9 protein-coding genes are annotated in these 11,878 nt (G+C 64.7%); 3 read left to right on the top strand and 6 right to left on the bottom strand.

The genetic code is table 11. The features are described 5' to 3' along the window. Window positions 1–79 precede the first annotated feature (79 nt). The 4 genes from ACVZTU_RS01015 to ACVZTU_RS01000 all read right to left on the bottom strand — a co-directional run bounded on the left by ACVZTU_RS01015 (window position 80) and on the right by ACVZTU_RS01000 (window position 6,910). Window positions 80–2,638 (bottom strand): GcvT family protein, encoded by a 2,559-nt coding sequence (locus tag ACVZTU_RS01015; RefSeq protein WP_482401137.1) that lies wholly within the window; start codon window positions 2,636–2,638, stop codon window positions 80–82. A gap of 62 nt (window positions 2,639–2,700) precedes the next feature. Continuing rightward, window positions 2,701–4,053 (bottom strand): MFS transporter, encoded by a 1,353-nt coding sequence (locus ACVZTU_RS01010; protein WP_181271097.1) that lies wholly within the window; start codon window positions 4,051–4,053, stop codon window positions 2,701–2,703. Window positions 4,054–4,100: 47 nt separating this feature from the next. After that, window positions 4,101–5,615, bottom strand: a complete 1,515-nt coding sequence (locus tag ACVZTU_RS01005; RefSeq protein WP_482401136.1) for a flavin reductase family protein — start codon at window positions 5,613–5,615, stop codon at window positions 4,101–4,103. After that, the gene (locus tag ACVZTU_RS01000; protein ID WP_482401135.1) at window positions 5,612–6,910 is read right to left on the bottom strand and encodes an aromatic ring-hydroxylating oxygenase subunit alpha; all 1,299 of its coding nucleotides are present in this window, start codon (window positions 6,908–6,910) and stop codon (window positions 5,612–5,614) included. The genes ACVZTU_RS01005 and ACVZTU_RS01000 overlap by 4 nt, the downstream gene beginning before the upstream one ends. 184 nt (window positions 6,911–7,094) lie before the next feature. Here ACVZTU_RS01000 and ACVZTU_RS00995 point away from each other — a divergent pair, with 184 nt between their 5' ends. The 3 genes from ACVZTU_RS00995 (at window position 7,095) to ACVZTU_RS00985 (ending at window position 10,406) form a co-directional block, all read left to right on the top strand. Next, window positions 7,095–8,027 (top strand): LysR family transcriptional regulator, encoded by a 933-nt coding sequence (locus ACVZTU_RS00995; protein WP_139906551.1) that lies wholly within the window; start codon window positions 7,095–7,097, stop codon window positions 8,025–8,027. A 171-nt stretch (window positions 8,028–8,198) separates the two neighbouring features. Continuing rightward, window positions 8,199–9,413, top strand: coding sequence for a formaldehyde dehydrogenase, glutathione-independent (gene fdhA, locus ACVZTU_RS00990; RefSeq protein ID WP_482401134.1), 1,215 nt, complete (start codon window positions 8,199–8,201; stop codon window positions 9,411–9,413). A 312-nt stretch (window positions 9,414–9,725) separates the two neighbouring features. After that, window positions 9,726–10,406, top strand: a complete 681-nt coding sequence (locus ACVZTU_RS00985) for a GntR family transcriptional regulator (RefSeq protein WP_172172886.1) — start codon at window positions 9,726–9,728, stop codon at window positions 10,404–10,406. A gap of 124 nt (window positions 10,407–10,530) precedes the next feature. Here the strand turns inward: ACVZTU_RS00985 and ACVZTU_RS00980 are convergent, their stop codons facing one another. After that, the gene (locus ACVZTU_RS00980) at window positions 10,531–11,577 is read right to left on the bottom strand and encodes an LLM class flavin-dependent oxidoreductase (protein WP_434592843.1); all 1,047 of its coding nucleotides are present in this window, start codon (window positions 11,575–11,577) and stop codon (window positions 10,531–10,533) included. A 75-nt stretch (window positions 11,578–11,652) separates the two neighbouring features. Beyond that, window positions 11,653–11,874, bottom strand: coding sequence for a tautomerase family protein (locus tag ACVZTU_RS00975; RefSeq protein ID WP_434592840.1), 222 nt, complete (start codon window positions 11,872–11,874; stop codon window positions 11,653–11,655). Window positions 11,875–11,878 lie beyond the last annotated feature (4 nt).

The following is an 11,878-nucleotide window of genomic DNA, read 5'->3' as shown; positions in this document are numbered from 1 at the left end:
CGCACCGAGTGCACAGTCGTCTCGGCGCTCGACCATTGTCTCGGCACGGGGCTAAGACTCAGCCTTCACACCCCATGCCTCACCCCTTGAGGCGCGTCATCCCCGGGTCGAAGAGCGGCTCGGCGGTGACTGTGGCCGGCAGGCGGCGGCCGAGGTATTCGATCTGCACAGCGTCACCAACCGCCAGAGTGTTCGGCAGCCAGGCGTAGGCGATCGACTTCCCGATCGTGTATCCGTAAGCCGCCGAGGTGACGTAGCCGTCCGCGACTCCCGATCCGTCCGATCCGTCCGACTTCGCCGAGGCGGTCTCGCCGTCCGCGACACCCGACCCACCGACCACGTACACCGGCTCTTTGCCGAGCACCACGTCAGAGGGCACGTCGAGGGTGAGGCAGGTCAGTTTCGTCGTCGCGGCTGCGGCCCTCGACTCCAGCGCGGCCTTGCCGGTGAAGTCGTCGGTCTTCGACGCCTTCACGGCGAATCCGAGTCCGGCCTGAACCGGTTCGTGTTCGCTGGTCATGTCGGTGCCGAAGGACCTGAACCCCTTCTCCAGCCGCATCGAGTTGAAGGCTTCGCGGCCTCCGGCGATGATGCCGAATTCCTCACCGGCTTCCCACAGCACGTCCCACAGTCGCGACCCGAGATCCGCCGAAGTGTAGATCTCCCAGCCGAGTTCGCCGACATAGGACAGGCGCATCGCGGTAACCGGCACACCGCCGAGCACCGCCGGCTTCGTGCGGAAGTACTTGAGTCCGGCATCGCTGAAGTCCTCATCGGTGACCTTGGCGATGACATCCCTGGCCAGCGGGCCCCAGAGACCAATACAGCAGGTGCCGGGAGTCGTCTCGCGCACGGTCACCCACTTGGACGGGTCGGCGGCCGACTGATGCTTGGCCGCCCGCGAGATGGCCGCGAGGTCGATGTTCGAGTTCGCTCCCACCTGGTAGGTCTCCTCGTCGAGGATCGCGACCGTGATGTCGCTCGTGATGCCGCCGGCTTCGTCGAGCAGCAACGTGTAGCTGACCGCTCCCGGTTTGCGCAGCATCGACGAAGTGGTCATCCCGTGCAGCAGTTCGCCGGCACCGGGGCCGGTGACCTCGAAGCGTTTGAGCTGGGTCATGTCGAACATCGCCACCGAGGTGCGCGTCTTCCACGCTTCGGCTGCGGCGATGGGCGAATGGAACTGATCCGCCCAGGCGTCCCGTTCCGGTGCCGCCCACTCGGACGGCATTTCCTCGAGCAGCTTCGCGTTCGCGTCGAACCAGTGCGGCCGCTCCCAGCCGGAGGTCTCGAGGAAGAACGCACCGAGTTCCTCCTGCTGCCTCCGGAACGGGCTCGAGCGCAGGTCACGCGGGGAGACTCGTGGTTGCAGAGGGTGGATGATGTCGTAGATCTCGACGAAGTTCTGCTGGGAGGTCTCGCTGACGTAGTCCGCTGATGTCTGCACATCCTCGAAACGGTTGAGGTCGATGCCTGACAGATCGGTCTTCGACCGTCCTTCGGCGATGAGCTCGGCCACAGCGCGGGCGATGCCGGCGCCATGGGTCACCCACACCGCCTCGGCGACGAAGAATCCGTCGACCTGACGGGACTGTCCGACCAGCGAACCGCCGTCCGGGGTGAATGAGAAGATGCCGTTGAAGCCGCGCTGGATCTGAGTCTGAGCGAGTTCGGGCAGCAGTGTCTTCGTCGCCTCCCATTCGGGGGCGAAGTCGTCCGGGGTGAACTCGAGGCTCGAGGGCATCCGTTCGCTGGTGATCTCATCGGGTGAGTAGGTCTGCAGCGTGTCGAGGTCGACGGGCATGGGCCGGTGCGCGTAGGAGCCGATGCCGATCCGCTCACCCCATTCGCGGTAGTACAGGTCCTTGTCCTGGTAGCGCAGGATCGGAGCCTGCGCACCCGCCGGCAACTCATTCTTCCCGATGAGCGAGGGCACCTCGGTGGTCCAGGCGAACTGGTGGCCCAGCGGCAGCAGCGGGATCGGAGTACCGACCATCTCACCGATCTTGGGTCCCCAGAATCCGGCGCAGGAGACGACGATATCGGCAGGAATCCGGTCATCGCCGCAGATCACAGCGCTGACGCGAGCGCCTGTGGTCTCGATATCGGTCACCGTTGTGCGATCACGGAATTCGACCCCTGCGGCACGGGCACGATCGATGACGATCTGAGTGCCTTTCGCCGCCAATGCGAGGCCGTCACCCGGGGTGAGCAGACCGCCGTGGACCATGTCCCGGTTGAGCATTGGGAAGAGCTTCGCGCATTCGTCGGCGTCGATGACGTCGGCTTCGACGCCGTAGGAGCGGTTCCATCCGGCTCGACGGTGCAGGTCCTGCAGCCGATCCTCGGTGGTGGCGATCTCGAGGCCTCCGACGGGCAGGAACGATCCGCGCCCGTCGGCGTCCTTGAGCGAGGTAAGCTTCTCGATCGTGTACTGCGCGAATTCGGTCATCGACTTCGACGCGTTCGAGGAGAAGACGAGTCCCGGGGCGTGTGAGGTCGAACCGCCGGGGATGTTCAGCGGGCCCTGTTCGATGACGAGGGTGTTGGTCCAGCCCAGCTGCGCGAGTTCGTCGGCGAGGTTGGCGCCGACGATGCCGGCTCCGATGATGACGACTCGTGGTGATGAGATCGGCACTGAGTACTCCTTGTTATTGACGGTGGTAGAGGCAGTTGTCGCAGCAGACGCCGGAGCGGAGCTCAGTCGTCCAATGCGGAGTATTTGGTTTCCGGTGCCCAGAAGAGCGAAGCGATGAACCCGACCAGAGGGAAGATCGCCGCGATGAGCAGGGTGCTCGAGACACCCAGGTGTTCGAGCGTGACCGGGAAGAGGTAGGTGGCTCCGGCAGCACCGACTCGGCTGAATGCCGCGGCGTAGCCGACGCCGGTGCTGCGGAACCGGGTGGTGAACATCTCCGGCGGATAGACATACTGGATGCTGTTCGACGCCGTGATGATGAGGACGAAAGCGCCGAAGACGATGAGCACGACCAATGACGGCAGCTCAGTCCAGCCGCCGAGGAAGACGAGCAGGACCACCATGAGCGCGAAGGTCCAATTGACGAACGTGCGTCGGGGCAGCAGCCACAGCAGCCACAATCCCACGCCGGCACCGAGGAGCTGGAGCCCGTTCATGAGCAGATCCGTGGAGAATCCGCTGTTGAGTCCGAGGTCCTCGAGCACCGGCACGATGAACGTGAAGATCGCGAACAGCGGACCGACCTGGCAGAACCAGAACAGTCCGGAGTAGATCACCGTGCGAACGTCGTTCTCGCGGAAGAAGTCACGCAGGCGGGTTTTGACAACCTCGGTCGGCGCCGGAGGCAGTCCGTACTGCGGGCCATAGTGGGCGGAGACGATCGCCTGCGCCTCGGTCGTGCGTCCCTGTGCCTGCAGCCACCTCGGCGATTCGGGCAGGGCCATGCGCAGGATGAGCACGACCAGGGCCGGCACCGCGCTGCTGGCCAGGAGCATTCGCCACGAATCCGCGTCCCAGGCGTGGGCGACGACGAATGCCGAGATGAACCCGATGAACCAGAACGCCGCGATCGACCCGAGCAGAACGCTGCGGTGGCGGCGCGGGGTGAATTCGGCCAGCAGAGCGGTGCCGACCGCGTATTCGACGCCGATGAGCAGGCCCAGCAGCAGCCGCATGGCCACGAGGTCCCACGTGCCGACGACGAAGAGCTGGGCCAGCGAGACGACGACGAAGCCGACGAGGTTCCAGAAGAACACCCGCTTGCGCCCATAGCGGTCGGCGATCCGCCCGAAGAACAGACCGGAGACGAAGATCCCGATGAGCGCACTTGCCGCGATCAGTCCCTGCCCTAATGCCGACAGCCCCAGCTCCGCGGCCGCCGGAGCGACGGCACCGCCGATGACGCCGAGGATGTAGCCGTCGATGAAGATCCCACCGAAGGCCGCAACCGCGACGAGGAGCACGAGCCGGTTGAGCGGGGCCTCATCGATCGAGATCCGCCCGGCATCGGTCCTCTGCGCGAAAGCATCACGACGGACCGGCTCGATGCCGTCGATGTCCTTCTGCTGTGTCATGTGGTCTCCTTCGACTCACCGAACGAATATGGTAATCAGCGCCCGGTTCAGGCGTCGATGACGAGGTCGGTCTTCGCCGTCGAGCAGCACGGCAGGAACTTCCCCGCGTCGATCTCTCTGGCGCGGATTCCGCCCAGATGGTTCATCTCGACATCGCCGTCGAGCTTGACGACCTTGCAGGATCCGCACATGCCCTCCTGACAGTTCGCGGGGATCTTCACCCCCGCCTTCCGCGCGGCCTGGAGGACCGTTTCGTCCTCCCCGACGCAGACGTTGAGGCCGGTGCGCACGAACGACATCGTGTGCTCACCCTGCCCCACAGTAGGCAGTGCGGCCGGGTCGACGACGGCGATTTCGTCATCGTCGCCCGATCCCCCCGCCGAGGCGGCCGCCCCATCCCCAGCCGGGACCGCGGGCCCAGCGTCGGACTCAGATCCGGGCCCCACCTCGGCGAGGTTCTCATCGGTGACCCCGACGACCTCGATCTCGACCTCGTCGTCGACGGGCACGACCGCCTCGGCGTCGACGGCTTCGGTCGGTGCGCCGACCGCCTCGACCGGTCCGTCGGCGTCGTACTCGGGTTCGTACATGTCGAGCGCGGCCGGCTGGGACTCGAAGTATTCCTCGGTCGTCGCCGCGATCTCCTCGGCGATCTCGCCGGCGATGGCGACTTCCTCGGCGTATTCGGCACGGATCTCACGATCGCCGGAGAAGAACTCCATGAACACCGAGGTGTCGTCGACGCCGACTTCGCGCAGCAGTTCGGTCGCGGAGTTGAGGTATCCCTCCGGGCCGCAGGCGAAGACCTGCCGACCGTTGGCGTCGGGCACGAGCTCCTCGAGAAGCGACGTCGACAGCCGTCCCGTCCGCCCTTCCCATTCGTCGCCGCATTCCCGATCGCCGAGGCAGTAGATGACCTTGATCCGGAAATCCACGTTCGCGAGGAAGTCGAGTTCCTCGGAGAAGGCGAAGGAGTCGGGGGCGGCTCCGTGGTAGAGGAGGACGACATCGGCCTGGCCGGGCAGCGAGTGGACGGTGCGGATCATCGACATCAGCGGAGTGATTCCGGCTCCGGCAGCGAGCAGCAGGAACCGTGCTCGCCGGTCATAATCGGCGAGGTGGAACGCACCGACCGGGCCGAGCATGTCGAGGACGGTGCCGGGGCGGATATTGTCATGCGCCCAGGGCGACACCTTGCCCTTGGGGTCGCGTTTGATCGTGATAGAGAACGTCCACGGCTCGGTTGGGGCCGAGGAGATCGAATAGCTGCGCGACACCGGCTCGGCAGTCGGTCCGTCGATGGGGAAGTCGATGTTGATGTACTGCCCCGACCGGAACGCCAGGGGCGCCCCGTCCATGCGACGGAAGACGAAGACCATCATCCCTCCCGCCTCGGGGATGGTCTCTACACATTCGGCGGCGAATTCCTGCGGGTGCCACGGACCCAGCGCGGTGGCGGCTCCGGCCGGCCCCGAGGCGCTCGAGAGCACGCGGTTCCAGGGCATCTCCAGTCCGCGCACCCGCTGGGCCAGCGGCAACGCGGGCACAGCGGAGGATCTCATCCGACGTGCTCCCGCATCCGCTGCACGTACCAGTTGATGAAGGCTTCGACCTGGTATTCGCTCTTCATATACGGACCCTGCTCATAGAACGGACTCGCCGCTCCCTGCTGGCAGAGTTCGACGAAGGCCTTGTCCTGCAGGTTGGTCTGCTTCCATGTGTGAGTGAGGGTCTCAAGGTCATAGTCGACGCCTTCGACGGCGTCGTCGGCGACGAGCCAAGTGGTGCGCACGAGGGTCTTCGAGGCACTGATCGGGAATGCCGCGAAGGTGATGACGTGATCGCCGAGGAGGTGGAACCAGGAGTTCGGCTGCAGATGCATCGAGCAGCGGCCGAGGCGGAAGTCCGGCAGATCGCCGAGCAGCTTCTTCGACAGCCGGCGCCCGTCTGCCGAGAAGGACTCCCCCGCTCCGTCGAGCGATTCGCGGGAGATGCGGATGCCGCCGACGCGGGTGTCGAGTTCTTCAACGACCTCATAGGGCAGGCCGTAGCGACGGCAGCGGTATTCGAGGGAAGCCTGCGCCTGCTGGTTGCGGTCCCAGACGTCTTCGAGATGCGGTGGGATCGTCTCATCGGTCAGCCCCCATGTCGGGAACAGCGAGCAGGCGAGCTCCGGGTGGCCGTCGCAGTGGTAGCACTCGCGGTTGTTCTCCATCACGAGCTTCCAGTTGCCCTCTTCGACGATGTTCTGCTGATAGGCGACTTTCGTCTTCGCCAGCTCATGAGGGGCGATATAAGGTTCGAAGATCTTCGCGGTCTCGTGGAAGTCCGTCGGCGACTCTTCGGCCAGGCAGATGAACACGAGTCCGGCGGCGATCTTCCCGTGCGCGCGTTTGAGTGCGTAGCAGGACTTGTCGAAGGTCATCTCCCCCGGCGCCGAGGCGTGGATGAGGTCGCCCTCGGGGGAGTACGTCCACGAGTGGTAGCCGCAGACGAGGTTGCCCGTCGTTCCCTGCGCATCGGTGAGGACTCGTGCCCCACGGTGGCGGCAGACGTTGTGGAGGACGTTGACGCCGCCGTCGTCGCCTCGCAGGACGATGAGGGAGTACGGACCGTAGTCGAGCGTGACATAATCACCGGGCTCGGGGATCTCGGCGACGCTGCACGCGAAGATCCAATGCTGACCGAAGATGCCCTGCATGTCGAGGTTGAAGAGGTTGTCATCGGTGTAGAACGGTGCCTCGAGCGAGAAGCCGACCCGACGGGTGTCGAGTCGGACGCGGATCTCGTCGAGCTTCTCCTCGGTGAACCCCGCAGGGAAGCCCTTCTTCGTCGGTGCCAGGTTAGTAGCTGTCAATGCTCATCTCCCTTGATGTCTGCCTGCAGCGGCCCACCGATGGAAGGGGCGAAATCCTCGGCGGAGACCGCGGAGACCGTGTGCTGCCGGAACGATCTCGACAGTCACACTAGCGAGGAACTCCCTGCAGAAAAAGCGCGAGATTTCGTTACATATTCTGCGGATTCACTGCATAATTGTGCGCATGATCGATCCGCGCCTGACGACACTGCGCACCTTCGCCGCCTGCGGCACCATCGCCGCCACCGCCGAGCTCACCGGCTACTCCGCATCGGCGGTCTCCGGCCAGCTCAGAGAGCTGCAGCAGTCCCTGGGCATGACCCTTCTCGTCAAGGACGGTCGCGGTCTGCGACTGACCGCGACGGGGCGCTACCTCGTCCGCCGCTCCGACGAACTGACCGCCGCGTGGGAGGACATCCGCGCCGGCGCGCTCGGGGCCGGGGATCAGGCCCCCACTCACTTCGGAATCGGGGGCTTCTCGACAGCATCCTCGAACCTGCTCGCGCCCTTGGCGGCGAACCTGCGGGCTTCACGGCCGAAGGTCCGCGTCCACGTGATCGAGGCGACTCCGACTCGCTGCTTCGAGCTCCTCGTCGCCGAGCGCATCGACCTCGCCGTCATCGTCTCGATGCAGGGCAATGTCCAGGTCGAGGAGGATCCCCGCTTCGAGAGCATCGACCTCCTCGACGATCCCCTCGACGTCATGGTGCCTTCAGGCCACCCTGCGGCGGGCAGGGAGTCGGTGACTCTCAGCGAGCTCGCCGGTGAGGATTGGATCACGGCCGGCCCTGGCTCGCCCTATCATTCGCTCTTCATCGCCGCGTTCACCGCCGCGGGAGTGACGCCGACGGTCGCGCACGAGTCCGCGGAGTGGGAGACGTCGGCGGCCCTGGTCGGCGCCGGGGTCGGAGTGAGCCTGCTGCCGAGGCTGGCCAGCCTCGCCGGAGAGGACAACGTCAGCCGGGTGCGGCTGACGGGCACCGGGAGACTGAGCCGGAAGATCATCGCCGCTGTCCGCGCCGGCAGTCGCAGATCCCCGCTGATCAGGGATTCCCTTCAACATCTGCGCACGACCTCCCAGTACATCCTCTCGACGCGCCTGCGCGAAGACTCCTGAAACGGCACCTCTGCCCGGCCACCGACACGGGGGCTTGACAGAGCTCTCTCACGACGGCGAGACTGCATCTAAGTCTGATGTCAGACTGATATGTCAGAGCTGTCGACGAGCTCCCGTTCGTCGCACTCGCATATCGAATTCCCACGCTTTCGCACCCATGGAGGCTCAACGATGAGCAATAAGGCAATCAGCTATGCAGGTCCCGGGAAGGTCGAGGTCATCGACACCGAGTACCCGGAATTCGCCCTCAAGGACGGGCCTGGAGTCAATCCCGCCAATATCGGCCGCAAGGTCGATCACGGTGTCATCCTCAAGACGGTGGCGACGAACATCTGCGGCTCCGACCAGCACATGGTCCGGGGCCGTACGACTGCCCCGGAGGGTCTCGTGCTCGGACACGAGATCACCGGTGAGGTCGTCGAGGTGGGCCGAGACGTCGAATTCGTCAAGGTCGGCGATCTCGTGTCGGTGCCGTTCAACATCTCGTGCGGTCGCTGCCGCAACTGCAAGGAAGGCAAGACCGGCATCTGCCTCAACGTCAATCCCGATCGTCCGGGCTCGGCCTATGGCTATGTCGATATGGGCGGCTGGGTCGGCGGTCAGGCCGAGTACGTGCTCGTGCCCTATGCCGACTGGAACGTCCTGAAGTTCCCGGACAAGGATCAGGCGATGGAGAAGATCCTCGACCTCACGATGCTCTCCGACATCTTCCCCACCGGGTTCCACGGCGCCGTCAGCGCCGGTGTCGGGGTGGGTTCGACGGTCTACGTCGCCGGTGCGGGTCCGGTCGGAATTGCCGCGGCCACCTCGGCGCTTCTGCTCGGCGCGGCCTGCGTCATCGTCGGCGATCTCAACGAGGATCGACTGGCTCAGGCCCGCGGATTCGGTTGCGAGACGGTCGACGTTTCCAAGGGTGACCCGAAGGACCAGATCGCGCAGATCCTCGGCGAGCCCGAGGTCGACTGCGGAATCGACGCCGTCGGCTTCGAGGCGCGCGGACACGGCAAGGACGCCAGCCACGAGGCGCCGGCAACGGTGCTCAACTCGCTCATGGACATCACCCGAGCCGGCGGCAGCCTCGGCATCCCCGGCCTCTATGTCACCGGCGATCCGGGCGCGCCCGATGAGGCGGCGAAGGAAGGGTCGCTGTCGATGCGCTTCGGTCTCGGATTCGCGAAGTCGCATGTGTTCGTGACCGGCCAGTGCCCGGTGATGAAGTACAACCGGGGGCTGATGCAGGCGATCCTGCACGACAAGGTCTCGATCGCGAAGAACGTCAATGCGACCCCGATCCGCCTCGAGGATGCCCCGCAGGGCTACGCCGACTTCGACTCCGGTGTCGCGAAGAAGTTCGTCCTCGACCCGCACGGCCTCATCTCCGCCTGAGGCTCTCAGACCTCACGCTGAGCCCGAGCTTCTCATGGCCGAAAGCCGGGTGAAGCGGTGAGAAGTGGTCGCAATCGGATACTTTCAGGACGACCTCCTGAGTATCCGATTGCGACCACTGTTTTGTGCCCCATGGACCGAAAAGAGAGCACCCAAGTGACGTATCTTGCATGGCAGAATTTGCCACGCAGTCGTGTGTAGATGCACTCGAGCCTAGGTCCCAGCCAAAGAAAACATTGCCGTTGCGGCCAAGCGCGAGGATAGACCACATTCGCCTTGACCCTTTTGATGCATGCAACATAGCATCGGGCTATGCAGAATTCTCCCGATTCCCCGCCACCCACGCTTCTCGAGCGTATCCGGTCGAAGATCACCAGCGGCGAACTGGAACCGGGCAATCCGCTCTCCGAGGTCTCCCTCGCACAGGAGTTCGATGTCAGCCGAACCCCGATCCGAGAGGTCCTCAAGCAGCTCCAGCTCGAGGGCCTCATCGAAATCCGCCCAAAGGTCGGCACCTTCATCCGCGAGCCGAACCGACGCGAGATCGTCGAGCTCTTCCAGCTCAAGGAGGTCCTCGAAGGCCTGGCCGCCGCCCTGATGGCTCGCCGCGGGCCCTGCCCGGAACTCGACCAGCTCGAAGAGATCGTCGCAGCATCAGAGGTGTCGTCGAACGCAGGCGACACAGACACCTACGCTTCGCAGGTTCAGGACTTCCACCAGACCCTCGTCGACGGAGCGGACAACAACAAACTCGTCGAACAGTACTCGCGCCTGATGAATCAGCTCGCTTACTTCAGACTCGTGCGCAAGACTCTCAACCATCCGGGCAGGGCAGTGGACTCGAGCCGAGAGCACCGCCAGATTCTCACGATGATCCAGGACAAGGACCCGTTCGGCGCCGAAACGACGATGCGTGCGCACGTGTTCGCCTCGACCCAGGAACTCCTCGTTCCGCAGACACGCACCACCCTGTCTCTCGAGCGCGACTCCTGACTTCCAGAAAACGGCCGGACCACCTGATGCTGAGCCGTCGCCACCTCTGACGCACGCCAGCGGGGCCGGGAAACTCTGTGTTTCCCGGCCCCGTTGGCGTACGCCGTCAGGCGAACTGGTCACCTCACTGGAAGTTCGGAACCACCTCGTCGATGAAGAGCTGCAGGGACGCCTTCTTCTCATCATGGCTGAGCGCGTTGTCCGACCAGAAGCTGTACTCGTCGTAGCCGAGGTCCTCGTAGTGGCGGATGCGTTCGGTCACCTCCGCCGGGGTGCCGATCATCGCTGACTTGTGCAGCGACTCGAGCTCGAATTCGGGGCGGTCGGCGAAGTTCTCCTCCGGGGTCGGATCGAGGAATCCGTCGATGGGGTCCTTCTTCCCGAAGGCCCACGACGAGAACGTCCGGTAGTACTTGTTCACTCCGGCGGCACCCACCTTCCAACCGTCCGGCTCCTCCGGGGAGTGGACGTAGGTGTGGCGCAGCACCATGATCTCGGGGCGCTTCTCGACCTCCGGGTGAGCGGCGACCGCGGTGTTGAACTTGTTCATCAGGTCTTCGACCTCACGGTCGTCCTTCATCAGCGGCGTGACCTGGACGTTGCAGCCGTTGGCGACGGCGAAGTCGTGAGTCTCGGGGCTGCGGGCGGCCAGCCAGATCGGAGGAGTCGGGTTCTGCACCGGCTTCGGCACGGCCGTCGAGACGGGGAACTGCCAATGCTTGCCCTCATGGGCGTAGTCACCTTGGAGCAGTTCCTTCATCGCCGGAACGAGTTCGCGCAGATATTCGCCGCCGTCGGCTGCCGGCATACCGTCGGCCAAGCGGTTGAACTCGAACTGGTAGGCACCGCGGGCGATGCCGACCTCGGCCCGACCACCGCTGAGCACGTCGAGCAGAGCGACTTCGCCGGCTGCACGCAGCGGATGCCAGAACGGGGCGATGATTGTGCCCGATCCCAGTCGGATCGTCGACGTCTCGGCGGCCAAGTAGGCCAGCTGCGGCATCGGGCTCGGCGAGGATACGTACTCCATCGAATGGTGCTCACCGATCCAGACAGTGCCGAAACCTCCGGCTTCGGCGATCTTGACGAGCTCGACGAGGTTCTTCCAATGCTCTTGAGGGCTGATCGAGTCGTCCCAGCGTTCCATGTGCAGGAAGAGTGAAAAGCGCATGATGGTTCCTTTCCCAGCGGAGGCCTCCGTGCCTCCGACATGTTCTTCAGTGATGTGTGATCGCCGTGGCGGTATTCAGCCGGCGGTCTCCTGAACACCGGCCGCGGCACTCTCGCGTTCGGTGATCGTCGTGTTCGTCCGCGACCAGAGGTCCTTCTCTACTTCGCGGACGATCACGGTGATGTTCTCGTCGGCGGCTCCCGTCGTGGATGCGGCGACTTCATGAACTCCGGCGATGAGGGCGCGCAGCTGTTCGGGAGTGCGCCCTCTCGCGATCGAGATATCGATGAGCGGCATGATC

It is taken from the genome of Brevibacterium sp. OS20, from assembly GCF_056837565.1.
The sequence above is the reverse complement of the archived record's forward strand: the minus strand, read 5'-3'. Positions and strand labels throughout refer to the sequence as shown.

Coding starts and splice junctions, on each gene's coding strand:
- ACVZTU_RS00975 (WP_434592840.1), bottom strand. CDS start 11,874: ATGCCGCTCATCGATATCTCGATCGCGAGAGGGCGCACTCCCGAACAG.
- ACVZTU_RS00995 (WP_139906551.1), top strand. CDS start 7,095: ATGATCGATCCGCGCCTGACGACACTGCGCACCTTCGCCGCCTGCGGC.
- ACVZTU_RS01005 (WP_482401136.1), bottom strand. CDS start 5,615: ATGAGATCCTCCGCTGTGCCCGCGTTGCCGCTGGCCCAGCGGGTGCGC.
- fdhA (WP_482401134.1), top strand. CDS start 8,199: ATGAGCAATAAGGCAATCAGCTATGCAGGTCCCGGGAAGGTCGAGGTC.
- ACVZTU_RS00985 (WP_172172886.1), top strand. CDS start 9,726: ATGCAGAATTCTCCCGATTCCCCGCCACCCACGCTTCTCGAGCGTATC.
- ACVZTU_RS00980 (WP_434592843.1), bottom strand. CDS start 11,577: ATGCGCTTTTCACTCTTCCTGCACATGGAACGCTGGGACGACTCGATC.
- ACVZTU_RS01010 (WP_181271097.1), bottom strand. CDS start 4,053: ATGACACAGCAGAAGGACATCGACGGCATCGAGCCGGTCCGTCGTGAT.